This is a genomic window from Hyphomonas sp., assembly GCF_965284475.1.
Lineage (GTDB): Bacteria > Pseudomonadota > Alphaproteobacteria > Caulobacterales > Hyphomonadaceae > Hyphomonas.
In genome coordinates this window covers 438436-465080 of sequence record NZ_OZ260087.1, presented here as the reverse complement: position 1 = coordinate 465080, position 26645 = coordinate 438436, and the positions used below count along the sequence as shown (strand labels likewise).

At 61.2% G+C, this 26645-nt stretch carries 26 protein-coding genes and 1 tRNA gene; 16 read left to right on the top strand and 11 right to left on the bottom strand.

Translation table 11 applies throughout. The annotated features are described in order from the left end of the window. The first annotated feature begins 3 nt into the window (after positions 1-3). The 5 genes from ACQ66M_RS02050 (at position 4) to ACQ66M_RS02030 (ending at position 6320) form a co-directional block, all read left to right on the top strand. Entirely contained in the window at positions 4-987 is a 984-nt protein-coding gene (locus tag ACQ66M_RS02050) for a type II secretion system F family protein (RefSeq protein ID WP_430401551.1), read from the top strand. A gap of 9 nt (positions 988-996) precedes the next feature. Beyond that, entirely contained in the window at positions 997-1938 is a 942-nt protein-coding gene (locus tag ACQ66M_RS02045) for a type II secretion system F family protein (RefSeq protein ID WP_350170821.1), read from the top strand. 48 nt (positions 1939-1986) lie between these two features. Then, positions 1987-2946 carry an acetyl-CoA carboxylase carboxyltransferase subunit alpha gene (locus tag ACQ66M_RS02040; RefSeq protein WP_350170822.1) on the top strand — a complete coding sequence of 320 codons (960 nt, stop codon included), beginning with the start codon at positions 1987-1989 and terminating at the stop codon, positions 2944-2946. A gap of 134 nt (positions 2947-3080) precedes the next feature. Beyond that, a complete protein-coding gene (thiL, locus tag ACQ66M_RS02035) occupies positions 3081-4022 on the top strand; it encodes a thiamine-phosphate kinase (protein ID WP_430401550.1) in 942 nt (313 codons plus the stop codon). 147 nt (positions 4023-4169) lie between these two features. Beyond that, entirely contained in the window at positions 4170-6320 is a 2151-nt protein-coding gene (locus tag ACQ66M_RS02030; RefSeq protein ID WP_350170824.1) for a sodium-translocating pyrophosphatase, read from the top strand. Positions 6321-6404: 84 nt separating this feature from the next. Here ACQ66M_RS02030 and katG read toward each other — a convergent pair whose 3' ends face one another. Beyond that, positions 6405-8579, bottom strand: a complete 2175-nt coding sequence (gene katG / locus ACQ66M_RS02025) for a catalase/peroxidase HPI (protein WP_430401549.1) — start codon at positions 8577-8579, stop codon at positions 6405-6407. Between the two features lie 223 nt (positions 8580-8802). Continuing rightward, positions 8803-9282, bottom strand: coding sequence for an outer membrane protein assembly factor BamE (locus ACQ66M_RS02020; RefSeq protein WP_350170826.1), 480 nt, complete (start codon positions 9280-9282; stop codon positions 8803-8805). A gap of 73 nt (positions 9283-9355) precedes the next feature. Here ACQ66M_RS02020 and ACQ66M_RS02015 point away from each other — a divergent pair, with 73 nt between their 5' ends. The 7 genes from ACQ66M_RS02015 to ACQ66M_RS01985 all read left to right on the top strand — a co-directional run bounded on the left by ACQ66M_RS02015 (position 9356) and on the right by ACQ66M_RS01985 (position 13833). Continuing rightward, complete coding sequence (locus ACQ66M_RS02015; RefSeq protein WP_430401548.1) at positions 9356-9904, top strand: ubiquinol-cytochrome C chaperone family protein; 549 nt, start codon at positions 9356-9358, stop codon at positions 9902-9904. A 93-nt stretch (positions 9905-9997) separates the two neighbouring features. Beyond that, positions 9998-11032 (top strand): phosphate acyltransferase PlsX, encoded by a 1035-nt coding sequence (gene plsX, locus ACQ66M_RS02010; RefSeq protein WP_430401547.1) that lies wholly within the window; start codon positions 9998-10000, stop codon positions 11030-11032. A 25-nt stretch (positions 11033-11057) separates the two neighbouring features. Then, positions 11058-12029, top strand: a complete 972-nt coding sequence (locus tag ACQ66M_RS02005; protein WP_430401546.1) for a beta-ketoacyl-ACP synthase III — start codon at positions 11058-11060, stop codon at positions 12027-12029. A 138-nt stretch (positions 12030-12167) separates the two neighbouring features. Continuing rightward, entirely contained in the window at positions 12168-12461 is a 294-nt protein-coding gene (locus tag ACQ66M_RS02000; RefSeq protein ID WP_350170830.1) for an integration host factor subunit alpha, read from the top strand. Positions 12462-12481: 20 nt separating this feature from the next. Beyond that, positions 12482-12958, top strand: coding sequence for a MerR family transcriptional regulator (locus ACQ66M_RS01995; RefSeq protein ID WP_430401545.1), 477 nt, complete (start codon positions 12482-12484; stop codon positions 12956-12958). A gap of 75 nt (positions 12959-13033) precedes the next feature. After that, positions 13034-13582, top strand: coding sequence for a hypothetical protein (locus tag ACQ66M_RS01990; RefSeq protein WP_430401544.1), 549 nt, complete (start codon positions 13034-13036; stop codon positions 13580-13582). A gap of 174 nt (positions 13583-13756) precedes the next feature. Next, a tRNA-Pro gene (locus ACQ66M_RS01985) sits at positions 13757-13833 on the top strand. Positions 13834-13935: 102 nt separating this feature from the next. On the opposite strand, the gene ACQ66M_RS01980 is transcribed toward ACQ66M_RS01985, so the two are convergent. The 3 genes from ACQ66M_RS01980 to ACQ66M_RS01970 all read right to left on the bottom strand — a co-directional run bounded on the left by ACQ66M_RS01980 (position 13936) and on the right by ACQ66M_RS01970 (position 17293). Then, complete coding sequence (locus tag ACQ66M_RS01980; RefSeq protein WP_430401543.1) at positions 13936-16161, bottom strand: S9 family peptidase; 2226 nt, start codon at positions 16159-16161, stop codon at positions 13936-13938. Between the two features lie 74 nt (positions 16162-16235). Further along, positions 16236-16646 carry a peptide-methionine (R)-S-oxide reductase MsrB gene (gene msrB / locus ACQ66M_RS01975; RefSeq protein WP_430401542.1) on the bottom strand — a complete coding sequence of 137 codons (411 nt, stop codon included), beginning with the start codon at positions 16644-16646 and terminating at the stop codon, positions 16236-16238. 191 nt (positions 16647-16837) lie between these two features. Next, entirely contained in the window at positions 16838-17293 is a 456-nt protein-coding gene (locus ACQ66M_RS01970) for a MaoC family dehydratase (protein WP_350170835.1), read from the bottom strand. Between the two features lie 142 nt (positions 17294-17435). Here ACQ66M_RS01970 and ACQ66M_RS01965 point away from each other — a divergent pair, with 142 nt between their 5' ends. Beyond that, complete coding sequence (locus tag ACQ66M_RS01965; RefSeq protein WP_350170836.1) at positions 17436-17792, top strand: DUF4870 family protein; 357 nt, start codon at positions 17436-17438, stop codon at positions 17790-17792. 73 nt (positions 17793-17865) lie between these two features. On the opposite strand, the gene ACQ66M_RS01960 is transcribed toward ACQ66M_RS01965, so the two are convergent. The 5 genes from ACQ66M_RS01960 to ACQ66M_RS01940 all read right to left on the bottom strand — a co-directional run bounded on the left by ACQ66M_RS01960 (position 17866) and on the right by ACQ66M_RS01940 (position 22780). After that, entirely contained in the window at positions 17866-19413 is a 1548-nt protein-coding gene (locus ACQ66M_RS01960; protein ID WP_430401541.1) for an acyl-CoA synthetase, read from the bottom strand. Positions 19414-19522: 109 nt separating this feature from the next. Continuing rightward, positions 19523-20077, bottom strand: coding sequence for a GNAT family N-acetyltransferase (locus ACQ66M_RS01955; protein ID WP_350170838.1), 555 nt, complete (start codon positions 20075-20077; stop codon positions 19523-19525). Between the two features lie 26 nt (positions 20078-20103). After that, positions 20104-20502, bottom strand: coding sequence for a ketosteroid isomerase-related protein (locus tag ACQ66M_RS01950; protein ID WP_430401540.1), 399 nt, complete (start codon positions 20500-20502; stop codon positions 20104-20106). Continuing rightward, entirely contained in the window at positions 20499-21479 is a 981-nt protein-coding gene (locus ACQ66M_RS01945) for a sterol desaturase family protein (protein WP_430401539.1), read from the bottom strand. The genes ACQ66M_RS01950 and ACQ66M_RS01945 overlap by 4 nt, the downstream gene beginning before the upstream one ends. Beyond that, complete coding sequence (locus tag ACQ66M_RS01940) at positions 21479-22780, bottom strand: amidohydrolase family protein (protein ID WP_430401538.1); 1302 nt, start codon at positions 22778-22780, stop codon at positions 21479-21481. Before ACQ66M_RS01940 ends, ACQ66M_RS01945 begins: the two co-directional genes overlap by 1 nt. A 151-nt stretch (positions 22781-22931) precedes the next feature. Between ACQ66M_RS01940 and ACQ66M_RS01935 the strand changes: the two genes are divergently transcribed. Both ACQ66M_RS01935 and ACQ66M_RS01930 read left to right on the top strand, forming a co-directional pair. Continuing rightward, a complete protein-coding gene (locus ACQ66M_RS01935; protein ID WP_430401537.1) occupies positions 22932-23843 on the top strand; it encodes a crotonase/enoyl-CoA hydratase family protein in 912 nt (303 codons plus the stop codon). 6 nt (positions 23844-23849) lie between these two features. Beyond that, positions 23850-24818: an alpha/beta fold hydrolase gene (locus ACQ66M_RS01930; protein WP_430401536.1), complete on the top strand. Its 969-nt coding sequence runs from the start codon at positions 23850-23852 to the stop codon at positions 24816-24818. Positions 24819-24837: 19 nt separating this feature from the next. On the opposite strand, the gene ACQ66M_RS01925 is transcribed toward ACQ66M_RS01930, so the two are convergent. Beyond that, a complete protein-coding gene (locus ACQ66M_RS01925) occupies positions 24838-25986 on the bottom strand; it encodes an acyl-CoA dehydrogenase family protein (protein WP_430401535.1) in 1149 nt (382 codons plus the stop codon). 215 nt (positions 25987-26201) lie between these two features. On the opposite strand from ACQ66M_RS01925, the gene ACQ66M_RS01920 reads away from it, so the two are divergent. Next, positions 26202-26645, top strand: a complete 444-nt coding sequence (locus ACQ66M_RS01920) for a hotdog fold thioesterase (protein ID WP_430401534.1) — start codon at positions 26202-26204, stop codon at positions 26643-26645.

The window sequence follows — 26645 nt, the reverse complement described above, 5'->3', positions numbered from 1 at the left end:
AACGTGTTCGGCCTGCCAGACCTCACCAGTTACAACATGTTCCTCGTGATTTGCGCGATCATGGCGGCTGGCGCATTCTTTTTCGTCATCCAGGCGTCACTGGAACTCGTCACACAGGCGCGGACTCAGCGCATTGTGAACCGCAGGCTTCAGTTCAAGGACAAGTTTGCGAGCACGAGCGAAGCGATGGTCGAGCTACGCAAGAGCCGAGGCCTTGATGCGGACGGAAACTTTGCAATGACGCTCGAGCGGTTCAACCGTCTGGTTGTTCGTTCCGGCCTGCCATACCAGCCCCTGAGATGGGCTGCGATGTCTCTCGCAGGTGCGCTGGTCGCAGCGATTGCTTACATCCATTTTGTCGGCGGCTGGCTGCCCGCTGCGGGCATTGCTCTTGTGGTCTTCCTGATCGGGCCGCTGGTTGTGCTCAAGCATGTTGGCGGACAACGACAGAAGAAGCTGGCGACGCAATTGCCGGATGCACTGCAGATTGTCTGCCGCAGTCTGGAAGCAGGCCATCCTGTGGCGACAGCGGTTGCGCTCGTGGCGCGGGAAATGCCGGATCCGATCGGAACGGAATTTGGCATGACTGCGGATGAAGTATCCTATGGCTTTTCGCTGACCAATGCCGTGCAGCGCATGGCCGAGCGTTCGGGTGATCCCGACATGGAACTATTTGGTGCGACAGTGCGTCTGCAGGAGAAGACAGGCGGTAATTTGTGCGAACTGCTGAAAGCCAATACGACGACCATCCGCGAGCGCCAGACGATGCGCCTGAAGGTGAATGCGGCATCGTCCGAAGGGCGCATGTCGGCCCTGATCCTTACGGCCGCACCTTTCCTCGTGATGCTGGCCATCCACCTGACACGCCCGGAATTCTACGGCAACGTGATCCACGATCCGCTCATCCGCTACGGTTTTGCTGGCCTGTTTACGTGGATGTTCATCGGTAACCTGGTCATGCGCAAAATGATCAATTTCAAGATGTAGGACGCCGCAGTGAATCTCGACCTGTCATCTTCTCCGGAAATCTGGGCACCCGTACTGATGCTGGGCGCGGCGGTCGCGCTATTGTTTCCGAGCGTGCTGTCGTTTCTGCGCAGTCGCCGCGATATTGAAAGCGTGGAACGCAGGCTGGCGCGGCGCGGGCCTGAAATTACCAACCCTGAGCAACGCCGGAACCAGAGCCGTATCGGCAAGGCGGTGGCCGGGATGGCCGACCAGATGGCGCCCGGCGATGACGAGCAGGGCGTCAGCGCCGCCAAGGCCCGCCTCGCCTCTGCAGGCTTTACAGGCAAGTCTGCCGTTGGACGCTACTATTTTGCCAGGCTTGTCTGCATCCTGTTGCCGCAACTCTGCCTGCTGGCGGCACTACCTTATCTGGCAGACCTGCCAGGAAACACGCCACTCATCATCTCTGTAATGCTGGTCATGATCGGATTGATAGCGCCTGGCATGTACCTCGACAAACGCGCCAAGGCCCGCAAGCAGGAATGTTCAGCCGGCTTTCCAGACATGATGGACCTGCTGGTTGCCTGCGTGGAGGCCGGGCTTAGCCTTGATGCATCAGTACAGCGTGTCGGTGAAGAGCTGGAACTGCGCCACCCGATCATAGCGGGCTTCATGAGGACGCTATCACTGGAACTGCGTGCCGGGCGGGCCCGGAAAACAGCTTGGCGGAGCTTCGCCGACCGGATGGGAATCGAAGAGGCCGGGTCATTGGCGACCATGTTGCGTCAGGCCGAGGAAATGGGTACCAGCCTGGGGCAGACGCTACGTGTCTTCTCGGCTGACATGCGCCAGCGGCGCATTCTCTATGCCGAAGAAAAGGCGATGGCTTTGCCAGCAAAACTCACATTGCCATTGGTTTTCTTCGTTTTTCCGGTTCTGCTGGGCGTCCTGATCATGCCAGCAGTGGTGATGTTCCAGGAAGTTCTTTGATGAAATGGGCGCTAGGCGAGTCAGGCCTCTATTGATAGAAACAGTCGCATGAGCACCACATATCTCGATTTTGAAAAGCCCATTGCCGAGCTCGACGCCAAGATTGCCGAGCTTGAAGCCCTTTCCGGCCAGAAGGGTGGGCCGTCCATCAAGGACGAGCTCAACAAGCTGAAGGCCAAATCGACCAAGCAGCTGAAAGATATCTACTCAGACCTCTCCGCCTGGCGGAAGACGCAGGTCGCCCGGCATCCTGACCGTCCGCACCTGTCTGACTATATCGCCACGATTTTCGAGGATTTTGAGGAACTCGCCGGCGATCGTCTGTTTGGCAATGACGAGGCCATTATCGGCGGCCTTGCCCGGTTCAAGGGCCGTTCTGTGGTCATCATGGGCCATGAGAAGGGCCGCACGACCGAGAAGCGTCTGAAGCACAATTTCGGCATGGCGCACCCTGAAGGCTATCGCAAGGCCGTGCGCCTGATGGACATGGCGGAGAAGTTCAACCTGCCAGTCCTCAGTTTCCCTGATACGGCGGGCGCCTATCCAGGCAAGGGCGGCGAAGAGCGCGGCCAGGCTGAAGCCATTGCGCGCGGGACGCAGCGCGGCCTGTCGCTGGGCGTTCCATTCGTCACGCTGATCATCGGAGAAGGCATGTCCGGCGGCGCCATCGGTATCGCGGCGGCGAACAAGGTCCTGATGATGGAGCATGCGATCTATTCGGTCATCTCGCCGGAAGGCTGTGCGTCGATCCTGTACCGCGATCCGGCCAAGGCGCGCGATGCGGCGGAAGCGATGAAGATTACGGCGCCGGACCTGTTGAAGACAAAGGTGATCGACGGTGTGGTCAAGGAGCCGATTGGCGGCGCGCACCGCGATCCGCAGCGGGCCATGGCGGCAGCGGCCAAGGCGCTGGATGCTGCCCTCAAGGAGCTCGAAGGCATGTCACCGCAGGAATTGCGGCGCCAGCGACGCGACCGATTCTATGCCATCGGCCGCGAGATCGCTTAGGCACTGCTTGTCATCGTTCGCCCGAACGGTCAGGCTGATGCCGGATCGTTGGAGGTTAATTCCTTGTATTTTTTCACTTCAGACGCAAACTCCCTGAATATGGCGGGTCAAAAACACCCTTTGGGCCACTGAAAATGGCGGAAAAGGAATGGATTGCGCGTCACTTCGCGCCGCTGGCAAAGGGGCAGGGCGCGGCGGGATTGCGGGATGATGTTGCGCTGCTTGAAACGGCTGGGTCTGTAGCAATCACTGTAGATGCGATGGTGGAGGGGGTGCATTTCCTGGCCACTGATCCGATTGATACTGTCGCGCGCAAACTGGTGCGGACGAACGTGTCGGATCTGCTCGCGAGTGGCGCCGAGCCTGCCGAAGCATTGCTGACACTGGGTTGGCCAAAGGCGCGTGGAGAGGCTGAAATCGCAGCATTTGCTGCAGCTTTGGGTGACGAATTGAGCGCGTGGGGCGCGCAGCTGATCGGTGGTGATACGGTGGCCAGTCCCCACGGCCTGTTCCTGTCCCTGACGCTGACAGGGCTCTGCCTGGCGGATGGTCCGGTGCGCCGGACGAGTGCCAGACCGGGTGATTCTGTGTGGCTGACGGGGTGCATCGGAAGTGCCGCGAGGGGGTGGGAGGCAGTTTCCGGGGGTGGCAAGGGAGTGGATGTTGATCGGTCACCCAATGCCTATTGGCTGCCGGAACTGCCGCCGCTTGCCACCGCCGCTTTCATCGCAAGTCACGCAAGCGCCGCCATGGACGTGTCGGACGGCCTGCTGATCGATGCAGGGTCGCTGGCGGCGGCTTCCGGGGTCAGTCTGGAGATCGAGCTAGGGGCGGTGGTGTTTGCGGGCGGTGCGGATGGCGAGGCGGAGATGCTGAAGCTGGCGACGTGGGGTGACGATTACCAGGTCCTGTTCACGGCGTCCGAGGCGGCATCGGCCAGTATCGCGCAAGAGGCGAGCGAGAAGGGCATACAACTCGCCCGAATCGGGAAAATCTCAGGCGGATCAGGCCTGTCGCTGATTCTGCGCGGTCAGAGCGTTAACCTGCCCGAAACCCTTGGGTTCGAGCATGGATGAATCGGGTCGCCAGTGACTCGCGTATGAAGGGAGGCAGGTTGCCTCAATCAGGAGGGGCTGGCAGGCATTTACCCATAATAACCAGGTTTTGGAGATCCGGGACCAACCCGGACCCGCAAAAAGGCTCAGGGAAGGAAGGAAGTACCCATGTGGTTTTATCTAGCACTCGCCGCAGGCGTTGTGTCGGTTCTGTACGGTTATCTTCAGATCAATTCGATCATGAAGGCCCCGTCAGGCGATGCACGAATGCGTGAAATAGCCCTGGCCATTCAGGAGGGCGCGAATGCCTACCTGAAGCGCCAGTACCGGACGATCGCCATTGTCGGCGCCGTCGTTGCCATCATTCTGCTTGTGCTGCTCGGCTGGATGGCCGCTGTCGGCTTTATCCTCGGTGCCGTCCTGTCGGGCGCTGCCGGTTTCATCGGCATGCTTGTGTCGGTTCGCGCCAATGTGCGCACGACGGAAGCGTCCAAGAGCGGCCTGAGCGCCGGTCTTGCGCTGGCGTTCAAGTCGGGCGCGATTACCGGCATGCTGGTTGTCGGCCTCGCACTGCTTGGGATCGTACTCTATTACGGCCTGCTGACCGGACCGCTCGGGCTGGACCTGTCGGTGCGTGACGACAAGCGGCACGTCATTGATGCGCTCGTGTCACTGGGCTTTGGTGCCTCGCTGATCTCGATCTTCGCACGCCTTGGCGGCGGTATCTTCACCAAGGGTGCAGATGTCGGCGGCGACATGGTGGGCAAGGTGGAAGCCGGTATCCCGGAAGATGACCCGCGCAATGCGGCCACCATTGCTGACAATGTCGGTGACAATGTCGGAGACTGCGCCGGCATGGCGGCTGACCTGTTCGAAACCTATGCCGTGACACTGGTTGCGACCATGGTTCTGGGCGGTATCTACTTCACAGGATCGCCGGACATTTCCGCCGTGATGATGCTGCCCCTGGCGATTGCTGCCGTGTGTATCATTACCTCGATTGTGGGCACGTTCTTCGTGCGCCTCAGCAAGGGCTCCACGGATGTCATGTGGGCGCTCTACAAGGGCCTGATCGTGACCGGCATTCTGTCGGTCGGTGGTCTTGCCATTGCCATCCACAGTGTCCTGCCAGCAGGTTTCGGCGTGCTGAACGAGGCCGGGGCAAGGCTTGGCATGGTGGGCGACATTACGGGCCTCGACCTGTTCTTCTGCGGTGTGACGGGCCTGGTTGTCACCGGTCTGATCGTTTACATCACGGCCTATTATACAGAGACCAAGTTCCGTCCTGTCCGGTCAATCGCGAAAGCATCTGAATCGGGCCACGGCACGAACGTGATCCAGGGCCTGGCTGTCTCACTCGAGTCGACAGCTTTGCCAGCGATCACGATCATGGCGGGCATCCTGCTGACGTTCAACCTGGCTGGCCTTTACGGCATTGCGATTGCGACGACGACCATGCTGGCGCTTGCCGGTATCATCGTGGCCCTCGATGCCTTTGGTCCGGTGACGGACAATGCAGGCGGTATCGCGGAAATGGCCGAACTGCCATCGGAAGTGCGTCAGACGACCGACGCACTGGACGCCGTTGGCAACACGACCAAGGCTGTGACCAAAGGGTATGCCATCGGATCTGCGGGTCTCGGCGCGCTGGTTCTGTTTGCGGCCTATTCGGAAGACCTGAAATACTTCATCGCCCAGGCCGATCCGGGAACATTCTTCCACAATGTCGTGGTCGATTTCGACATCTCCAGTCCGTATGTCGTAGTCGGCCTGCTGTTTGGCGGCCTGTTGCCCTTCCTGTTCGGCGGTATGTCGATGATGGCCGTCGGGCGCGCTGCCCAGTCGGTGGTCGAGGAAGTGCGTCGTCAATTCCGCGAAATGCCGGGCATCATGAAAGGCGAAGTGAAGCCTGATTATGGCCGGGCCGTTGATATCCTGACGCAGGCGGCGATCAAGGAGATGATCGTGCCGTCCCTGCTGCCCGTGCTGTCGCCCATCGTGCTGTTCGGCGTGATCTTCGTGATCGCCGGCGCCGGCGCCGCCCTGTCAGCTGTCGGTGCCATGCTGCTGGGTGTGATCGTGACTGGCCTGTTCGTGGCCATCTCGATGACTTCAGGCGGCGGTGCCTGGGACAATGCCAAGAAGTATATCGAAGACGGCAATCATGGCGGCAAGGGCTCCGAAGCCCACAAGGCTGCCGTGACCGGCGATACGGTGGGTGATCCTTACAAGGACACTGCCGGACCGGCCGTCAACCCAATGATCAAGATCACGAATATCGTGGCCTTGCTGCTTCTGGCGGTGCTTGCCTCGCACTAAGGCGATCTGCCCTCGCAATCAAAAAGCCCCGGTGCAATGCACCGGGGCTTTTCTCTGGATCGAAGACCTGCCTCTTGGGGGAGATCAGGCGAGGTCGAAACGATCCGCGTTCATCACCTTGGTCCAGGCGGCGATAAAGTCATGAACGAACTTGGCCTTGCTGTCATCCTGGGCATAGAGCTCAGAATAGGCGCGAAGGATGGAGTTGGATCCGAAGACAAGATCCATTCGAGTCGCCGTCCACTTCACGGCGTCCGTCTTCCGGTCGCGGATTTCATAGATGCCGTTGCCTGATGGCCTCCAGTAATTTTCCGTGTCGGTCACATTGACGAAGAAGTCGTTTGTCAGCGCGCCTTCCTGGGCCGTGAATACGCCGTGCTTTGTGCCGCCATGGTTGGTACCGATGACACGCATGCCGCCGACGAGAACCGTCATCTCCGGCGCCGTCAGGCCGAGAAGCTGTGTGCGGTCGAGCATCAGTTCTTCAGGGCTGACATCATATTCCGCCTTCTGCCAGTTGCGGTAACCGTCATTGATGGGTTCCAGCGGCTCAAAAGATTCGGCATCCGTCATGTCTGCCGTCGCATCGCCGCGGCCCGGTGCAAACGGCACTTTCACGTCGACCCCGGCCTTCTTCGCGGCCTGCTCGATGCCGACATTGCCGGCGAGCACGATGACATCGGCGACACTTGCGCCAGTGTCGGAAGCGATGCCTTCAAGGACCTTCAGGACTTTCGCGAGCCGGGCCGGCTCGTTGCCTTCCCAATCCTTCTGGGGCGCGAGGCGGATACGGGCGCCATTGGCCCCGCCCCGCATGTCAGAGCCGCGATAGGTGCGGGCGCTGTCCCAGGCCGTTGAGACCATTTCATTTATGGACAGGCCGCTGGCGGCGATTTTCGCTTTCACGGAATCGACATCATAGCCGGTATTGCCAGCCGGGACCGGGTCTTGCCAGATCAGGTCTTCCTGCGGGACTTCGGGACCGAAATAGCGTGCCTTCGGCCCCATGTCGCGGTGGGTCAGCTTGAACCAGGCACGTGCGAAGGTTTCCGAGAAATACTCGAAATCATTGTAGAAGCGCTCGGAAATCTTGCGGTATTCGGGGTCCATCTTCATCGCCATGTCGGCGTCGGTCATGATCGGCATCTTGCGGATCGAAGGATCCTCGACGTCGACGGGCATGTCCTCTTCCTTGATGTCGACAGGCTGCCACTGCCATGCGCCAGCGGGGCTCTTCTTCAGTTCCCACTCATGGTTCAGCAGGAGGTCGAAATAACCATTGTCCCACTGGGTCGGGTGGGTGGTCCAGGCGCCTTCAAGGCCGCTGGTGACGGCGTCACGGCCGACGCCGCGGGTCTTGTGGTTCATCCAGCCAAAGCCCTGCTCCTCGATGGGTGCCGCTTCCGGGGCAGGGCCGAGATTGGATTCCAGGCCATTGCCGTGCGCCTTGCCGACGGTGTGGCCGCCCGCGGTGAGTGCGACCGTTTCCTCGTCATTCATGGCCATGCGCTTGAAGGTGACACGCACATCATGGGCAGACTTGAGCGGATCGGGCTTGCCGTCGCGGCCCTGCGGGTTGACGTAGATGAGGCCCATGTGGACGGCGCCGAGCGGCGCTTCGAGCGAGGCCGGGTCTTCCGCATTGGCATAGCGCAGGATGCTGTCGGCCAGCCATTCCTTTTCCGATCCCCAGTAGACGTCCTGTTCAGGTGCCCAGATGTCTTCGCGGCCGAAGGCGAAGCCGAATGTCTTGAAGCCCATGGATTCGTAAGCGACGTTGCCGGCGAGAATGTAGAGGTCGGCCCAGGAGACCTTGTTGCCATATTTCTTCTTGATCGGCCAAAGCAGACGCCGGGCCTTGTCGAGGTTGCCATTGTCAGGCCAAGAGTTGAGCGGGGCAAAGCGCTGATTGCCTGTGCCGCCGCCGCCGCGTCCGTCAAACAGGCGGTAGGAACCGGCGGCATGCCAGGCCATGCGGATCATCAGGCCGCCATAATGGCCCCAGTCAGCCGGCCACCAGTCTTTGCTGTCGGTCATCAGGTCCTGCAGGTCCTGCTTGAGCGCCTGCACGTCCAGCTTCTTGAGTTCTTCACGATAGTTGAAGTCCTTGCCCATCGGGTTGGTCTTCGTGTCGTGCTGGCTCAGGATGTCGAGATTGAGCGCGTTGGGCCACCATTCCATGACCGTTCTGCCGATCGCGGTCATACCGCCATGCATCACCGGGCACTTGCCGGCACTTGGCATATCATTTCCGTCCATATTGCTCTCCCATTGCTTATGCTTGCGGCACTTTCGCCTTGTGCGCGAGTGTATCCTGCCCGATGGCATTGATCTAATCGATTATTGGGATTTGAATTATAGGCTGTGTCTATAGGTCGGAATCCGCCTGCAGAGGCCGCATGCCAGCCGCATCTGGGTGAAACGAAAAAGCCCTGGAACCGGGGGTTCCAGGGCCTGGGATAAGTTGATTGGTGGGCGGGCGCTACTGGCGGCGGCCGGTGGGGTTGCCCGGAGTGGCTTCGTCGGAGTTGGGCAGGCGTACGCCGCCGACCGTACCAAAGATCTGTTCCCAGAGGCCCAGTTCGCGGCCACGGGTCGGCGTTTCGCGCGCGGCATACTTGATGACTTCGCCGTCAGCGGCGTTGTATTCCAGCACTTCATCGACCTTGTCATCCTCGCCAAAACGTATGGCGGTAATCGACCGCTTGGCGATTTTTGGCTTCAAGAAAGCGACGCGTTCCTGAACGTCGGTCATGTAGATCCAGGTCTTGTTGTCGAACACGCTTTCCGTTGACGGGCTGCCCAGCTGGGCAAGCACGGAGGAGCGTGTGTCCTCGTCCGGCTTCATGTCGCGCGGCTGGGCGTCGTCTGCCACATAGCCGTGAAAGTCCCGCGACGGCGTGAGGCACGCGGTGAGGGGCAGGATGAGAAGGCCAATGGCCAAAATCGCACGTCGCGACATGGAGAAACTCCTGATAAGGCTTCGCGAAAGACCTAGCGGTTGCAGCCCCCCCTTGGCAACACAGGAGTACATCGTGACGGGATTTTCAATCAGCTGGCTGGCGCGGCGCCGGGCCCGCAAGGCCGCCGTCGGGCAGGCCTATGGCGGCCTGATGAAAGCCGCCCTGGCACCGGATTTCTATCTCGCCGGAGACGTTGCGGATACGTTTGAGGGGCGCGCGCAGATGGTCACCCTCCATGCGGCACTGGCGATCAGGCGGATCAATGCCATTGCAGGCGCCGAATCGGCGAGGCTCGCCGCAGCACTGAACGCACGCGTGCTGGACGGGTTCGATGCAGCCTATCGCGAACAGGGCGTTGGCGATTCCTCGATTGCCCGGAAAGTGCGCAAGCTGGCCGAAGCGCATTACGGTCTGGGCAAGGCCGTGACGAGGGCGCTGGACGATCCTGACCGGGAATCAGCCCTCATCGTTGTGCTGGAACGCAATGGCGTTACAGAAAAGGGACTAGCGACGGCACTGACAGGATACCTGATCTGCCTTGCGGATCGCCTGAAAGAACAGCCGGATAGCGAGATTCTGGCAGGGAAGCCTGCCTGGCATGCCCTGTCAGAAATCCCTTAGCAGGTACAGGCGCAGCGTTGCCAACCCCCCTGACGCGCCGTAAACACCGCCCAACAGGAAACATCAGGTTTCCGATGTATCTGGAAGGCCCGAATGGCTAAAGGCACAATACTTTCGATTGATGCCATGGGCGGTGATGCCGCGCCGGGTGTGGTGGTCGATGGTGTGGCAAGCCTGCTGGCAGACCGCGCTGATATCGGCATTATTCTACACGGCGTCGAAGCGGCGCTGACGCCCCTGGTTGCCGCGCATTCCGTGCTGGCTGGCCGGTGCCAGATTGTGCATTCCGACAGCGTGATCACCAGTGACATGAAGCCGAGCCAGGCCCTGCGCCGGGGCAAGGGATCATCCATGTGGAACGCCATTGAGGCGGTCAAGACCGGGCAGGCAGGTGCAGCCGTGTCTGCCGGAAATACCGGCGCGCTGATGGCGATTTCCATGCTGATCCTGCGCAAGATGGAAGGTGTGCATCGCCCGGCCATGACGGCGCTGTGGCCCACGATGCGCGGGCGCACCGTGGTGCTGGATGTCGGCGCCAACCTTGAGGCTGACGCGGCGCAACTGGTGACGTTTGCCATCATGGGCGAAGCCTATGCCCGCGCGGCGCTGGGCATCGAAAAGCCGACCATCGGGATCCTGAACATCGGTTCGGAAGAGATGAAAGGCCATGACGAGGTGCGCGAGGCCCATGAATGGCTGCGCGCGGCCACGCTGGACATTGACTATCGCGGCTTTGTTGAAGGCGACGATATATCCAAGGGTGCTGTCGATGTCGTGGTGACTGACGGGTTCACCGGCAATGTGGCGCTGAAGGCGGGCGAAGGCGTGGCCCGCATGCTGGGCAACCGCGTGCGTGAGGCCTTCATGGCCAGCATGATGACCAAGCTTGGCGCCGTGTTAGCGTCGGGCGGCCTGAAGCAGCTGCGCGCGCAGATGGACCCGAGCAATGTGAATGGCGGCGTCCTGCTGGGTCTGGGCGGCGTGTCAGTCAAAAGCCATGGCAGTACCGATGCGCGTGGATTTGCCCAGGCCTGCCAGTTGGCGGCCAATCTGGCGGGCAGCCATTATCGGGACGAAATACTTGCAAACCTTGCCCGCATCAGGGAAGGCGGCATGGCTGCCGAATAGGGCAGCCGGCGTAGAGAGGAACCATATGGCACGGCGCAGTTTCATTCGCGGCACAGGCGGTTACCTTCCCGAAAAGGTTCTGACCAATGATGAGTTGTCGACAATGCTCGACACGTCTGATGAATGGATTCGCGAGCGTACAGGCATCAAGCAGCGCCATGTGGCAGCCGATGGTGAACTGACATCAGATATTGCGACCGCGGCTGCTCGCCAGGCGCTTGATGCGGCAGGGATTGCGCCTGAAGACATCGACCTGATCGTGCTGGCCACGACCACCCCGGACCAGACGTTTCCGGCCACGGCGACGGCCGTGCAGGCCAAGCTGGGCACAGGCCCCGGTGCGGCCTTCGATATTCAGGCCGTATGTTCCGGTTTCCTCTTTGGCCTTGCGACGGCTGACGGCCTGCTGAAGCAGGGCCTTTTCAACCGGGCTCTGGTGATCGGGGCAGAAACCTTCACGCGCATTCTCGACTGGTCTGACCGGGGCACGGCTGTCTTGTTCGGCGATGGCGGCGGCGCGGTGGTTATCGAGGCCGAGGAATGGACCGGCGCGGCCGATGCCGGGATCATCACCCACCATATCCGCACCGATGGCACAAAGTCTGACCTGCTCTATGTCGATGGAGGCGTCAGTTCCACCGGCACGATCGGCCATGTGCGCATGGAAGGCAATCGCGTCTTCAAGCATGCGGTGACGAACATCTCGTCAGCAATTCAGGCCGTTCTCGACGAGACGGGCCTGACGGCCGAGGATATCGACTGGTTCGTGCCACATCAGGCCAACAAGCGGATCCTTGATGGCGTCGCGAAGAAGATCGGTATTCCGGAAGAGAAGGTCGTGATCACGGTTGACGAGCACGCCAATACGTCTGCGGCCTCCATTCCGCTGGCGCTGAACCATGCGGTTCGATCCGGCCGGGCAAAAAAGGGTGACCTGATCCTGTCTGAAGCGATGGGTGGCGGATTTTCCTGGGGCGCCAGCCTGTTCCGCCTTTAAGATATAGACCTCAAATTGATCCACAGTTTTGGGTGCGATTTGGACAAATCAAAACATCTCAACGAATTAAGCTGACGGTTTCGCTAGGAATCCGTTAAGTTTCATTGGCTATCCATTAACGAAAGGCGAGAGACCCTTATGAGCAACCAGACCCTGACCCGTGCTGAAGTAACTGATGCCATCGTCCGCGAAGTGGGCGTTACCCGCCAGGAATCCTCGGACCTGCTCGACCGGACACTCGACATGATCGGCAGTGCGCTGGAGCATGAAGACGAAGTGAAACTCTCCCGCTTTGGCAATTTCGTTGTGCGGTCAAAATCCGCTCGCGAAGGCCGCAACCCCAAGACAGGCGAAGAAGCCGTCATTGCGCCGCGTCGCGTGGTGACCTTCCGCCCATCCCCCATGCTCAAGGCCCGCGTCGACAAGGGCTGACCCACAAAAAGGATAGCGACATGACTGCCACCCGGAACCGCATCGAGAAATCAGCCACGGCCTTTCGTTCGATTGGCGAGGCGGCCGCCGAGCTGGGTCTGGAGACGCATGTGCTGCGCTATTGGGAGACCAAGTTTCCGCGCGACGTCAAACCAGTCAAGCGAAGCGACGGCCGCCGCCTGTTCCGTCCGCAGGATATCGACGCCCTGCGCGCGATCCAGATACTGGTGCATGAGCGCGGCCTGACGCTGAAAGGCGCGAAATCGCTGTTGGCCGAACAGGGCCTGCAGGCCGTGCTGTCGGGCGCTGCGACACTGGGCAATGGCACGGTCGCCAGCCCGGCGCGCGAGCTGCAGCGGACGGTTGCGAAGGCGTTCAATGCCGAGATTCCATCCGAAACCGCGCCAGAGCGGCAGGAGCGCCTCGAAGGGGCGCTGGTCGGCCTGACCGATCTGAAGGCCCGGCTCGACGCCATGCGGGTCAGGCGCGCAGCCTAGGCGGCGCGGACAATTTTCGCCGCGAAACAGCCCTACCATTGTGCAGGCGAATGAAGCCGGATTTGGAGACCGATATTGTATCAGGACGCCGATCTGCCGGACGAGATTGACATTACCAAAGAGGCCGATGTCGCTTGGCTGAAAGCGCAAGCCGACCCTGCGATCTGGCATGAGGCGGCGATCGCTGCACTAGCCTATGTGGGCGATGAGCACGGCTTCCTCACGTGGCTCGTGCAACAGCCGCAAATGGACCGGGCGACAGCCGGGTGGATGCTGCTGTGGTCGCCATCTCGTGAATTTCTGACCGGTGATCACGCTTCCATGTTCGAGACTGGCGTATCGGTCCCTGAACTCATCGAAATCCTGACAGCGCTGTGCGAGCGAAGCGACCGCATCGGTTTTTTGAACGAACGGCTTGGGCTCGGGCACGAGTATGAGGAAATGCGACAGGCTTGCATGACGATCATTGAAAACGGCGAACTCGACCCGCGGGTCAGGGCGCCGATCGCTATAGTCAGCAAGCCATTTCCAGCGCCTCAGGAAGACATGCCCTACTCTGTGCATGACGGCATGCTGGTGAGCACGCCGTTCTTCAAGCGAATGCTGCCGCGCTTGTTCAAATAGAGCTGCTTGTGAATGAGACGACACAAGCCCTCTCGATCACGCCTGTGACACAGCATGGCAAGCTGAGCTCCCGGCAAAGGCCACTTCGAGCATGGCCACCTGAAACCTGCTATGAGCCAAAGCGGCATTCACTTGTTGCGGAAGGCCGGTGGCTTGGCTACAAGCCGCCAGAGTCGGAGCGTGGCGCAGCCCGGTAGCGCACTCGCCTGGGGGGCGAGGGGTCGTAGGTTCGAATCCTATCGCTCCGACCATTTTTACACGTTGCGCCGGAGGCGCTGAAATCGATCAAGGATCGATTTCAGAGGGAAAATGCCCGAAGCGCCAGCGATGGCTCCGGGCACCCTCAAGCCAATCTATTTCGTTGTTAGATCCAGCTCATCCGTCTTGCCGACGGTGGCGAGGGCGAAGGCGTATTCAATGGCGGTTTCTTTCAGGCCTTCGAAACGGCCAGAGGCGCCACCATGGCCGGCTTCCATGTTGATGCGCAGGAAGTAGGGCCCGCCTTCGGGTGCCTCGTGGCGCAGCTTTGCCGCCCATTTGCTGGGCTCCCAATAGGTGACGCGCGGATCGGACAGCCCGCCGGTGATCAGCATGGCCGGATAGGGTTGGCTGGTGACCTTGTCATACGGGCTGTAGGCCGCGATCGTGTCATAATCAGTCTCGCTGGTGAGCGGATTGCCCCATTCGGGCCATTCCGGCGGTGTCAGCGGCAGGCTTTCATCCGACATCGTGTTGACGACATCGACGAAGGGTACAGCTGCGATGATGCCCGCGAAAAGTTCCGGATCCATGTTCGCCGCAGCGCCCATGAGCAGGCCACCAGCCGAGCCGCCATGGCCGACCAGCTTGCCCCTCGACGAATAGCCCTGATCGACAAGGAACTGGCCGGCAGCTATATAGTCCTTGAACGTATTGGTTTTCTTCTCGAGCTTGCCGTCGAGATACCACTGATAGCCCTTGGCCATTGAACCGCGCGGGTGGACGATGGCGTACACGAAGCCACGATCAACCAGACTGAGACGGCCGGTGCGGAAATCTGCCGGAATGGTGATGCCGTATGAGCCATAGCCGTAGAGCAGGAGCGGGGCAGACCCGTCGACGGGCGTATCCTTGCGGCGCAGCACGGTGACCGGAACGAGTTCGCCATCCCATGACGGTGCCATAACGCGCTCTGAGACATAATCATCCGGATTGTGGCCGGATGGCACTTCGCGTGTCTTGCGCAGGATGCGCTCGCGCGTGGTGAGGTCATAGTCGATGACCTGGTCGGGCGTGGTGGGCGAGGCATAGTCGAAACGCAGGATGGGTGTGTTGAAGTCATAACCGCTGTCGAGACCGAGATCATAGGCGGCTTCGTCAAAGCTGATTTCGTGTTCGGCCCCGTCTGCACGGGCACGCACCACGATGCGCGGCAGGCCGTTCTCGCGCTCCATGCGGGCGAGATAGTCCTTCTGGGGCTGCATGCCGAGCAGGAGCGTGCCGGGACGATGCGGGATCACCTCCTCCCACTGGTCGCGGGAAGTGGCCTCCATCGGAGCCTTCATGATCTTGAAGTCGACCGCTCCATCAAGATTGGTGGAGATGTAGAACTGGCCGTCCCAGTGGACGACGGAATATTCATTGTCGGTCTGGCGTGGCGCCACTGTGTGCAGGGTGGGGTTGAGTTCACTGGCCTTGAACCAGTGAATCTCCGATGTCGTGTGGCCGGAGGCATTGATGAAAATCACTTCCTCGCTGGCGCTCTTGTCGATACCGACGAAAAAGCCCGGGTCTTGCTCTTGATAAAGCAATGTGTCTTCGCCGGTGGCGAGGTTGCGCTGGTAGACAGCGTCAGGGCGGGCATTCTCGTCACGATGCACCCAGACAATGGCCTGTCCGTTGGCGGACCATTCAAAGCTGCCATAGGCATCGTCGATCACGGCGGCGGTTTCGGCGCCCGTTTCGACGTCCTGGATATGGATCTTGTAGAATTCGCTGCCCTGGGTATCGACCGCGTAGGCGACCTGCTTGTGGTCAGGACTGGTGTCGATGCCGCCGAATGAGAAATACTCCTTGTCCTTGCCCATCGCATCACCGTCCAGGAGGATGGATTCAGTCGCGTCAGGATTGAAGGCATCGACCGCCGGTCGGCGGGCGATGATCGGATATTCGCCGCCCTGCCGGTAGCGGGTGTAATAGGCCCACGGGCCATCGATTTCCGGGACGGTGCTGTCGTCTTCCTTGATGCGGCCGCGCATTTCCTTGAATAATACGTCGCGCAGCTCCGTTGTCGGCTCTTCCAGAACGGCCTTGGTGTAGGCGTTCTCCGCCTCCAGATAGGTGCGGATGTCGTTGCGCAGCACGGTCGGGTCGCGCATGACCTCCTGCCAGTTATCATCCTTCATCCAGTTATAAGGATCGTTGCGGGTGCGGTTCACCTGCGTGATCTCGTGGTCAATACGCTCGGCGACCGGCGGCTGGGGCGCTTGTGCTGCGGCCGGTGTTTCGGCCACGGTCTCGGTGAGATTGGTATCTGTCATGGTGCATCCGGTCAGAAGGGCAGCCGTGGCTGCGCTGGCGAGAAGAATTGAAAGGCGCATGCGGCCGGCTCCTGTCTTGTTTAGAGCAATGAACATGGGCGGAGTGGATCAGGCGGGCCTGCGCCTGTCCAGACCTATTCTGCGGGCCGGAAGTCCAGCACGACGCCATTGATGCACCAGCGTTCGCCGGTTGGCGGCGGGCCGTCCTTGAAGACGTGGCCCTGATGCAGGCCACAGACGGCGCAGTGGCATTCAGTGCGGGGGATGATCATCTTGAAGTCTGTCTTGGTGGCGACGACGCCTTCGGACGCGGGCTGCCAATAGCTCGGCCAACCGGTGCCGCTTTCAAACTTGTGCTCGGAAGACCAGAGGACGGTGTCGCAGCCCTTGCAGTGATAGTCGCCCTTGCGCTTCTCGCCCTCGTAGTTACCAGGGGTGAAGGCGCGTTCGGTGCCCTCCTTCACGCCGACGCGGAATTCCTCTTCGGTGAGGATGTCGCGCCATTCGCGGTCTGAACGCTGGATTTTTGTGCCTGTGGCAGACATGGGAGCCTCCTGTGCCGGGTTGCCCTATATATAGGCCGTCCTGCCGATACCGCCAACGATGGCGGCCATCCTTTGCCAGCCATGCCGGGAGCAATGATTGGCGTATGCCCGACATGAAAAATGGGAAGCCCGGGGGGGCCTCCCATTCCTGCCCATCCAGATGGGGCACATCATTCAGCGAGGTCTGCCGGTCAGCCGTAAAGAACGGTGATCGATTCGGCGACGAGGGCCGGGCGTTCCTGGCCTTCGATTTCGACCGTGCTTTCCATGATCATCTGCTTGCCGCCGGACTTCTCGGTGACGGACTTGCAGTTCTGACGAAGGCGGACCTTGGAACCGACCGGTACCATGTTGGTGAAGCGGACCTTGTCCGAGCCATAATTGATGCCGCGCGTGACACCTGAAACGCTGAGCACTTCGGAGCCTAGCATCGGCAGGAGCGAGAGCGTGAGGAAGCCGTGCGCGATGGGGCCGCCCATGGCCTTGGTGGCCCGCTCAACATCGACATGGATCCACTGGTGGTCGCCAGTGGCCTCAGCAAACAGGTTCACGCGGTCCTGGTCGATTGTGTGCCAGTCGGACACGCCGACTTCAGTGCCTGCAAGGGTTTCAAGGTCGGCAAACGCGACTTTTTTCGGATTGGCCATAGGGATTTCCTCCAGAGTTTCTGCTGGCGCTAGTTCTGGCGCGGGGAGGGCATTCCGGCAAGGTTTACCAAGCGTCAATTTGCTGGACCTAGAGCTGATTCTCGCAAATACTGCGCGAATGGGCTGAAATGGGAGATGCCACATGACCGATCCAAACCAGATTTCCGTTGATCCGAACACAAAGGGCAACGCCAACCTGATCTATATTCTCTATCTTCTCGGCATCGTGGTTGGCATTACGCCGATCGTCGGCGTCATCATGGCCTATATGGGCAAGGGCAAGGGCGATCCCGTGCTGGAGAGCCATTACAACAACCAGATCAACATTTTCTGGAAGGGCTTCCTCTACAGTGTGATCGGCGCGGTGCTGACAGTGGTCCTGATCGGCGTGCTGATCCTGCTCGCTGCGCTGGTCTGGTACATCATTCGCTGCGTGAAGGGCATGCAGGCGCTGTCCGCTGGCCAGGCGATCGAGAATCCCGGCAGCTGGATGTTCTGATCCGGTTCCACCGGACGTGATTATTCAAACAGCCGCTCCTTCCGGGGCGGCTGTTTTCGTTTAGTCGCCCTGATCAGACGATACGGCTCTTGGAATTGCCCCAATACTTGTCGCGGATCAGGCGCTTGTAGAGCTTGCCCGTCGGATGGCGCGGCAATTCCGGATCGAAGTCGATGCTTTTGGGGCATTTGATCTTCGACAGGTTGGCCTGGCAGAACGCCATCAGTTCGGCGGCCAGTTCCGGCGAATGGGCCTGACCCGGCATTGGCTGGACCACGGCCTTCACGGCCTCGCCGAATTCCTCGTCCGGCACGCCGATCACGGCGCAGTCGGCGACCTTCGGATGGGTGATGAGGATGTTCTCGCATTCCTGCGGATAGATGTTCACGCCGCCGGAAATGATCATGAACGCCTTGCGGTCTGTCAGGTAGAGGAAGCCGTCCTGGTCCAGCTTTCCGACATCGCCGAGCGACGACCAATCGGCGTGCTTCGCGTGGAGGGCGCCTTTGGTCTTGTCCGGATCATTGTGATAGGTCGGCGGCACTGTGCCACTGAAATAGACCTGACCTTCTTCGCCAACCGGCACTTCATTGCCTTCCTCGTCGCAGATATGGACCACGCCGTGTACAGGCCTGCCCACTGTGCCCTTGTGGGTCATCCAGTCGGCGGACTTGACCCAGGTCATCCCGTTGCCTTCGGAGCCGGCATAATATTCATCGATGATGGGCCCCCACCATTCGATCATCTGCTGCTTGACCGGAATCGGGCAGGGTGCGGCGGCGTGGATAGCGAATTGCAGGCTCGAGACGTCATATTTCTCACGCACTTCAGGCGGCAGTTTCAGCATCTTCACGAACATGGTCGGGACAAGCTGAGAATGCGTCACCTTGTGTTTCTCGACAAGCTGGAGGTAAGTCTCCGGATCGAATTTCTCCATGATGACGAGTGACGCGCCGAGCTTCGTCATCGACATGCTCCAGCGCAACGGCGCGGCATGGTAGAGTGGGGCGGGCGACAGGTAGACGGAGTCCTCCGTGACGCCCGCAAGGCCGCGGCAGATCTGCACGAGCACGTTGTCGGCGTCGATGGGCAGGCCTCGCTCCAGTGGCGGGCGGATGCCCTTTGGCCGGCCGGTCGTTCCGGATGAATAGAGCATGTCGGTGCCGGCCATCTCGTCCGGGATTGGCGTGACAGGAAATTTGCTCTGCAATGTTTCCATCGGCGTGAAGCCCGGAATGTCCCCGTCAATCGACCAGTACGCGTCGAGTTTGGTAACCGACTTCACATCCTGCGCAATGGCCGACTTGTGGGCATCCGCGATCAGCAGCTTCGAACCTGAATCCTCGATGATGTATTGCACTTCCGGTGTGGTCAGGCGCGACGAGATACAGACGTAATACAGGCCCGAACGCTGGGCGGCCCAGCAGATTTCGAAATAGCGTGGCGAGTTTTCGGCAAACAGCGCGATCGTGTCACCGGGCTGGCAACCGGCTTCGCGTAGCGCGTGGGCAATCTGGTTGGAGCGCTCGTCGAGCTGGCGGAACGTGACGACTTCGCCACTACCAGCCATGGTGTAGGCGGGGTGATCAGGCCGGGATCTGGCGTGATGGAAGGGGTGCATTTGCGTTTCGCTCCGTTGGAAGGGCGGCGCCGTTCACGGCGCCTGCCGAATGGTTTGGCCAAATCTATCCGACCTGCATCCTGCGTCCACTGCCGACGCAAGGGAAACCTCAGAAGCGGCGGAGCCAGTAGTGCATCATGTGCGATATGGGCGGGCCGCCGTCGGTTTCGGGCCAGTCAAACGTGCAGGTCGTGTCCTGGAGCCTCTCGTAGCCGCGTTTGGTCCAGAATGCGTCCAGCGGGCGGTAGGCGGGCGGGCGCAGGGGGTGACCGGGCGGGCGGTCGACAGCGCAGAAGCAGGCAGAGATATAGCCACGGGACATGGCATGAGCTTCGCGGGCGTCGAAAAAGGCGTGGCCCAGCCCCCGTCCGCGGTAGGCGGGCAGCAGGACAGACTCGCCGAAATAGAATGTCGAGGCGAGATTGAAACCGCCCTTGCGCAGCGGACCGGCAAAGTCTGCGTGATGGCTTGTCAGTGCCGATCCTGTGGCGCATCCGACAATGTTGCCATGGTCTGTCTCGGCCACCACGATGAACGCGTCCAGCGCGGTGCCGAAGCTGCGGAGATAGTCCTGCTCGTAGTCTTCAGTGCCGGCATAGAGATAGGGAAAGCTGCGGAAGACACTGATGCGCAGGCGGGCAAGGGCAGGCAGGGCCTGTTCCATGTTCGCACCTGTCAATGACCTGACGATCATGAGACCTGCCGGATCCATTCCTGGAGATTATAGTAGGTGGTCACCCGCGTGATCTCGTCATCTCTGATCTCGAAGAAGGCACCGGCGGGCAGGCAGTACGCCTGGTCGCAGGCTTCAGGAAGTCCGTCATCAGTTTCCCTGTAGATGCCGTTGACGATGAATTCGGCACCGGCGCGCGTGCCACTCGCCGAGACCATGATCACGATGTCGGTAAGGGTCTCATCGTAGCATTCGTCCATGTGCGCGATGAAGGCCGCGAACTTTCCCTTCCCGCCATGCCGCCCGCCTTCATTGACGTCGTGGCTGAGATTGTCGCTGACGCAGGCCAGCATGCCGTCCCAGTCCTTGGCGTTGAACGCGGCGTAATAGCGGGCGATCAGGTCGGCAGGGTTCATGCTACGTGTGTTCCTGCAGGCGGCAGGCCGGGTGTGCCGGCCTGTTCCGGATAGTGTGCGACATAGGCGGCCTTGAGTTCGGCAGAGCGGTTGTGCTGGCCATCCGGGCTCCATCCGGGGGCATTGATCGCGCGCCGGATCCAGCGGTCGGGCCGCAGGCCGTCGCGGGCGCAGTCGCGTGCAAGACCGCCAAGTTCGTGGAAGGCGATGATGAACGGATTGAACGTGCCGAGGGGCTTCACGATGCCGTAGACGGGCTTGTCCGCGTCGAGTTCCGGCACAAACGTACCGAACATCTTGTCCCATGTGATGAAGACGCCGGCATAATTTGAGTCGAGATAGCGCGGGTTTATCCCATGGTGCACGCGGTGATGGCTCGGCGTGTTGAACACCGCCTCGAACCAGCGCGGCATCCGGTCGATGGCTTCGGTATGGATCCAGAACTGGTAGATCAGGTTCAGGCCGCCGACGAAGAAGATCAGGTAGGGGTGGAAGCCGATCAGCACCATTGGCACGCCGACCAGGATCAGGCCCGTGAACGGGCCGAACCAGGGTTGGCGAAGGGCCGTGGTGAGATTGTAGTGCGTGCTGGAATGATGGGTGACATGTTCCATCCAGAACCAGCGCATGCGGTGAGCCAGCCGATGTTTCCAGTAATAGGTTAAGTCATACAGGACGAATGCCAGCAGAACGCTCCACCATGTGAACGGGATCCCCTCCAAACCCCAGCCGGAAATCGCCGAGATGGACAGATGGTAGGGCCAGGCCAGCATCATCAACCAGATGGTGATCATGCCGGTCAGCGTGTTGACGACGACACTGCCGGTACCCATGGCCAGAGAGGCCAGGGCGTCCCTGGTCTCGTATCTGCCCTTCGCGTGTCCCGCCCGGACCGCCCACCATTCCCATATGACGGAAATAAGGAAGATGGGCGCTGCAAGCGTTGTGGGCTGTATGGTTGCGAGCCATTCGGGCATTACTTCGGTTCCGCGATGATGGCACCGGCCTGCTTGTAGACGTGGCCATCCTTCATGATGAAGTTGACGTTCTCGAGCATAGAAATGTCCTTGAGCGGATCACCGGTGACGGCAACAAGGTCGGCCGCGCAGCCAACATCGACACAGCCAAGCAGGCCACCCTTGCCGAGCGCTTCGGCGGCCGTGGCCGTGGCAGCCGTGATCGCCTCAATCGGCGTCATGCCGAACTGAACCATGCGTGAGAACTGGTTGGGGTTATCACCATGCGGATAGACGCCGGAGTCTGAACCGAAAACCATTTTCACGCCTGCTTTATGGGCCGCCGTGAAGCTGTCGCGCTGGATTTTCGAGATCGATCTTTCCTTCTCCAGCGATTCCGGCAGCACGCCATTCTTCTCGCCTTCAGCCAGCGTGTATTCAGTATTGTAGATATCCATCGAAAAAAAGACGCCGCGCTCCTTCGCCAGCTCGATCGTCGCCTCGTCAAGGATGCTGGCATGCTCGACCGTGTCGACGCCGGCCAGGATGGCATTGCGGATGCCGACTGTGCCATGGGCGTGGCTTGCCACTTTCAGGCCGCGCGCATGGGCTTCCTCGACTACCGCTGTCAGCTCTTCCAGCGTGCCCTGCGCGGCGCCGAGACTGGTGCCCTTCGAGAACACGCCGCCTGTCGAGCAGGTCTTGATCAGGTCGACACCATATTTGATGTTCTGGCGCACCTTGGCGCGCATTTCCCACGGGCCGTTGGCCACGCCTTCCCCTTCGAGACGGTATTCCGCCGGCAGCAAATTGTTGTCCGAACAATGGCCACCGGTAATGCCGACAGGTGGGCCGGACACGAACATGCGCGGGCCGGGCACCTCGCCTTCGTTGATGGCGTCCCGCAGGGCCACGTCGCCATAGCTTTCCGCGCCGACATTGCGAACCGTCGTGAAGCCGGCGAGCAGTGTCCGGCGCGCGTTCTTGACGCCGGTGATGGCCATACGCTCGTCGGACAGGCCAAGCGATTCATAGGCGCCGGTTTCCGCGTCGCCGGTCAGGTGCGTGTGCATGTCGATGAAGCCGGGCATGACTGTCTCATCGCCCAGATCTATCACCGTCGCGCCTTTGGGCAATCTCGTCGCACGCTGGGTGCCGGCGGCAATGATTTTCCCCGCCTCGATGACGAGCGCAGCGTCCTGCGACACCTTGCCCGTGACCGGATCAATGATGGCCCCGGCCTTGACATAGACGGGGTCTGCATGGGCTGCGGCGCTTGCGGCGATGGCGACGATACCAAGGAGGAGTCGGGAAATGGTCATATGTGCACTCTGTTCAGCTGGGATTCGGCGCAACTATCAGGATGAAATCGCCAGCCGGTCAAGCCGGTGGCTGGTTTCCCCTGCGGCGCGCTTGACCTCTGCTGCCGGGCGGGCAGTGTGGGGCCAATGATTGCCCCAAGGGAGACACGACATGGCACAGCCGAAAAAGTTTGAGCAGATTATCCTGGACATCGAGGACGGCATTGCCATCCTGACGCTCAACCGCCCCGAAAAGATGAACGCTTTCACCGGCAAGATGATGTACGAGCTGATCGAGGCGTTCGATATTACCGACGCGGACGACAACGTTCGCGCCGTGATCGTTACGGGCTCAGGCGACCGCGCCTTCTGTGCCGGCGCTGACCTGTCCGAGGGCGCCAAGACGTTCGACTATGATGCCCGCGCCTCGACCGGCGAGGAAGGTCGCTCGGCTGATGTTGATATCCAGCGCGACGGCGGCGGGCGTGTGACGCTGCGGATCTTCGACAGCCTCAAGCCCGTGATTGGCGCAATCAATGGCGCGGCCGTTGGCATTGGCGTGACCATGCAGCTGCCTATGGATATCCGTATCGCGTCAGACAATGCGCGTTTCGGCTTTGTGTTCAACCGAAGGGGTATCAACCCGGAAGCGGCGTCGAGCTGGTTCCTGCCGCGCCTCGTCGGCATCCAGCAGGCGCTGGCCTGGTGCTATTCCGGACGCGTCTTCCCGGCGTCCGAAGCCCTGTCCGGCGGCCTTGTCCTGTCGGTCCACCCGCAGGCCGAATTGCTGGACGTCGCCAAGGAAATGGCTCGCGAGATTGCCGACAATACGGCGGCCGTTTCCACGTCGCTGACGCGCCAGATGATGTGGCGCATGCTGGGCGCCAGCCACCCGATGGAGGCGCATATCGTCGATTCTGCCGCCATTTACTCCCGCGGAAAGACACCGGACGCCAAGGAGGGCGTGATGAGCTTCCTCGAGAAGCGCAAGCCTGAATACCCGGTGAAGGTGTCTGACGGCATGCCGAACTTTTTCCCCTGGTGGGAAGATCCGGAATTCACCTGGATTGGCGGCAACGACTAGACCGCCATGTCGCCAGACCTTCAGCACGTCGAGACGAACGGTATCCGGCTGCGTGTGGCGACGGCGGGCGACGGCCCGCTGGTCATTCTCGTGCACGGCTTTCCCGAAAGCTGGTATTCCTGGCGTCACCAGATCAAGGCGCTGTCGGCGGCCGGCTACCGTGTCGCGGCGCCGGACGTGCGCGGCTATGGCGGCTCTGACCGGCCCCACCCGGTCGAAGCCTATGACATGGAAAGCCTGACCAGCGACATTGCCGGTCTCGCCCATGCTCTGTCACCGGGCGAGAAGGCCGTCGTGGTCGGCCATGACTGGGGCTCGCCCATCGCCTGGAATACGGCCCGGCTCCATGCCGACAGGTTCCGGGCCGTGGCCGGGCTGTCAGTGCCCTACATTCCGCCGAACGAAATTGTGTTCATCGATGCCGTGCGCGCCTTTTTCACCGCGCGCGGCCTGTTCTTCTATCAGGTCTATTTCCAGGACGAAGGCCCACCCGAGGCCGAGCTGGAGAATGACCCGGCCGAAACCATCCGCAAATTCTACTATGCGATCTCAGGCGACGCGCCGGAGGGCACCTGGCCGACCGACAAGAAGCATGGTGACACGCTGTTGCACCGCCTGCCCGAGCCGCCCATGCCGCTGCCATGGCTGTCTGCTGAGGATGTCGCCTATTATGATGCCCAGTTCCGCGATTCGGGGTTTCGCGGGCCGCTCAACCGCTATCGCAACTGGCACCGCGACCATGCCTTCCTCACCGCTCATCCGGCGCCCAGGACCATCGCTCAGCCGTCGCTCTATATCGGCGGTACGAAAGACCTTGTGCTGAAGATGTCACCCGGCGACATGCTGGCGGCGATGAGGGAAAACCTGTCTGACCTGCGCGGTGCGACCCTGCTGGAAGGCTGCGGCCACTGGACCCAGCAGGAGCGCCCCGATGAGGTCAACGCCCTGCTGCTCGACTGGCTCGGCGTGCTGTAGGGCAGCGCGGCGTGGGCCGTCAGGGGCAGCCAATCGCGCGCGCGAGGATGTTCCGGTGCACCTCGCTGGTGCCCGAATAGATCGTCGCCGCCCGTGTGGCGAAATACTTTGCCTGCGCGAAGGCGCTATTAGGCGCCAGTTCCAGCCCGATTTCGGTGATCGACTGGTGCAGCTCGGTCGCGAGCAGCTTCAGTGCGGATGTCGCCGGCGCCGAGGCGATGGCAATCCGTCCCGCAGCCGCATGCGCTTCAAGTGCTTGGAATTCGTCGATCCGCCGCGCGATGCCGGACAGATGGGCCTGACCGAAAGCGTCCTCCTCACCCGCCTCGACCGCGCCACGGTGCGCCGCCCGCAGCGCGCGTCGGAGCAGTCCGGTCGTCGTATTGTTTGAGCGCGCGATCTCCATCAGCCGCTTGGCCGCTTTCCAACCCCTGCCAATCTCGCCGATCCGGTCGGCGGCTGGCGTGCGGACGCCGTCGAAGAAGACTTCATTGGTCTCGTCTTCGCCATCGATAAAGCGGATCGGTCGCACCGCAATGCCCGGTCTGTCCATCTCGACCAGCAGGAAGACCAGTCCGTCGCCACCTGTCGATTCCGGTTCGCACCGGGCCAGCAGGAACATGTGGGTGGCGTACTGGGCAAAGCTCGTCCACAGCTTGCTGCCAGTCAGTACAAAGTCGGCGCCGTCGCGCGTCGCCCTCAACGAGAGGGCGGACAGGTCAGAGCCCGCCTGCGGTTCGGAAAAACCCTGGCACCATTCATGCTCGCCGCGCAGGATGGCGGGGAGGTAGTGCGCCTGTTGGGCGGGTGTGCCTTCGGCGATGATCAGCGGGCCGATGGTGCGGACGCCTGACGACATGAGCAGAGGCGCATCGCGCGCGGCGCAGGCATTCTCGAAATACAGGCGCTGCGCCGTGCTCCAGCCGGCTCCGCCATGTTCCACCGGCCAGGACGGTGCGTACCAGCCACGGGCGTGCAACGCCTTGCGCCATGCCCGGCACGCGTCCGGCGCGGATTTCAGTCCGGTCGTCGCGCGGCCCGCTGCGCTGAGCTCCTCGGTCAGGGCGTCGTCAAGGAAAGCATCCACCTCGGCCCGGAAAGCGAGATCTGCACGCCCGTCCGCCGCGGTCCGGGTCGCCGGTTGCGTTGCCTGAAAGCTGCCATCCATGTCAATCTCCCTTCGACGGGGCGGGAGGCAATTACGGCGTGCCAGGCGGCGATCCGCAATACGGGAAACTACGAGGTTCGCGAGCCCGGCATGCATGCCGCAACGGCAAGGCCCCAGCGGGTTGTGGGGCAGGCGGCGCGTGTGCCACATGTGCCGGTCACATCCGGGGACGCGGGCTTGCGCATCCTCTTGTCTGAACTTGAAAAGGCTTGCCAATGTCAATCTGGCGACAAACGAACATAGACCTCGACCTAATCACCGCAGCCCAGCAGGGCACGATGGGCGGCGTCCTCGGCATCACGCTGGTCAGCATCGGCGACGACACGCTGACCGCGCGCATGCCGGTCGACCATCGCACGCTGCAGCCGCACGGACGCCTGCACGGCGGGGCCTCCGTCGCGCTGGCTGAGACGGTCGGCTCGATCGCGGCCAACCTTGCGCTTGATTCTGGTGAGAGCGTCGGGGTCGGCCTCGAGATCAATGCCAATCATGTCCGACCGGTGAAGGACGGATTTGTCTATGCGACAGCCAAAGCCGAGGTGCTGGGCCGCACGACCCAGGTCTGGACCATCCGGATCACCGACGAGTCCGATCGCCTTGTCTGCCTGTGCCGGTTTACCGTCGCGGTCATCCCGGCCCAGCGCGCCCGTCCGAGCTAG

Coding starts and splice junctions, on each gene's coding strand:
- ACQ66M_RS02040 (WP_350170822.1), top strand. CDS start 1,987: ATGAGCACCACATATCTCGATTTTGAAAAGCCCATTGCCGAGCTCGAC.
- thiL (WP_430401550.1), top strand. CDS start 3,081: ATGGCGGAAAAGGAATGGATTGCGCGTCACTTCGCGCCGCTGGCAAAG.
- ACQ66M_RS02030 (WP_350170824.1), top strand. CDS start 4,170: ATGTGGTTTTATCTAGCACTCGCCGCAGGCGTTGTGTCGGTTCTGTAC.
- katG (WP_430401549.1), bottom strand. CDS start 8,579: ATGGACGGAAATGATATGCCAAGTGCCGGCAAGTGCCCGGTGATGCAT.
- ACQ66M_RS02020 (WP_350170826.1), bottom strand. CDS start 9,282: ATGTCGCGACGTGCGATTTTGGCCATTGGCCTTCTCATCCTGCCCCTC.
- plsX (WP_430401547.1), top strand. CDS start 9,998: ATGGCTAAAGGCACAATACTTTCGATTGATGCCATGGGCGGTGATGCC.
- ACQ66M_RS02005 (WP_430401546.1), top strand. CDS start 11,058: ATGGCACGGCGCAGTTTCATTCGCGGCACAGGCGGTTACCTTCCCGAA.
- ACQ66M_RS02000 (WP_350170830.1), top strand. CDS start 12,168: ATGAGCAACCAGACCCTGACCCGTGCTGAAGTAACTGATGCCATCGTC.
- ACQ66M_RS01995 (WP_430401545.1), top strand. CDS start 12,482: ATGACTGCCACCCGGAACCGCATCGAGAAATCAGCCACGGCCTTTCGT.
- ACQ66M_RS01980 (WP_430401543.1), bottom strand. CDS start 16,161: ATGCGCCTTTCAATTCTTCTCGCCAGCGCAGCCACGGCTGCCCTTCTG.
- msrB (WP_430401542.1), bottom strand. CDS start 16,646: ATGTCTGCCACAGGCACAAAAATCCAGCGTTCAGACCGCGAATGGCGC.
- ACQ66M_RS01970 (WP_350170835.1), bottom strand. CDS start 17,293: ATGGCCAATCCGAAAAAAGTCGCGTTTGCCGACCTTGAAACCCTTGCA.
- ACQ66M_RS01965 (WP_350170836.1), top strand. CDS start 17,436: ATGACCGATCCAAACCAGATTTCCGTTGATCCGAACACAAAGGGCAAC.
- ACQ66M_RS01960 (WP_430401541.1), bottom strand. CDS start 19,413: ATGCACCCCTTCCATCACGCCAGATCCCGGCCTGATCACCCCGCCTAC.
- ACQ66M_RS01955 (WP_350170838.1), bottom strand. CDS start 20,077: ATGGAACAGGCCCTGCCTGCCCTTGCCCGCCTGCGCATCAGTGTCTTC.
- ACQ66M_RS01950 (WP_430401540.1), bottom strand. CDS start 20,502: ATGAACCCTGCCGACCTGATCGCCCGCTATTACGCCGCGTTCAACGCC.
- ACQ66M_RS01945 (WP_430401539.1), bottom strand. CDS start 21,479: ATGCCCGAATGGCTCGCAACCATACAGCCCACAACGCTTGCAGCGCCC.
- ACQ66M_RS01940 (WP_430401538.1), bottom strand. CDS start 22,780: ATGACCATTTCCCGACTCCTCCTTGGTATCGTCGCCATCGCCGCAAGC.
- ACQ66M_RS01935 (WP_430401537.1), top strand. CDS start 22,932: ATGGCACAGCCGAAAAAGTTTGAGCAGATTATCCTGGACATCGAGGAC.
- ACQ66M_RS01930 (WP_430401536.1), top strand. CDS start 23,850: ATGTCGCCAGACCTTCAGCACGTCGAGACGAACGGTATCCGGCTGCGT.
- ACQ66M_RS01925 (WP_430401535.1), bottom strand. CDS start 25,986: ATGGATGGCAGCTTTCAGGCAACGCAACCGGCGACCCGGACCGCGGCG.
- ACQ66M_RS01920 (WP_430401534.1), top strand. CDS start 26,202: ATGTCAATCTGGCGACAAACGAACATAGACCTCGACCTAATCACCGCA.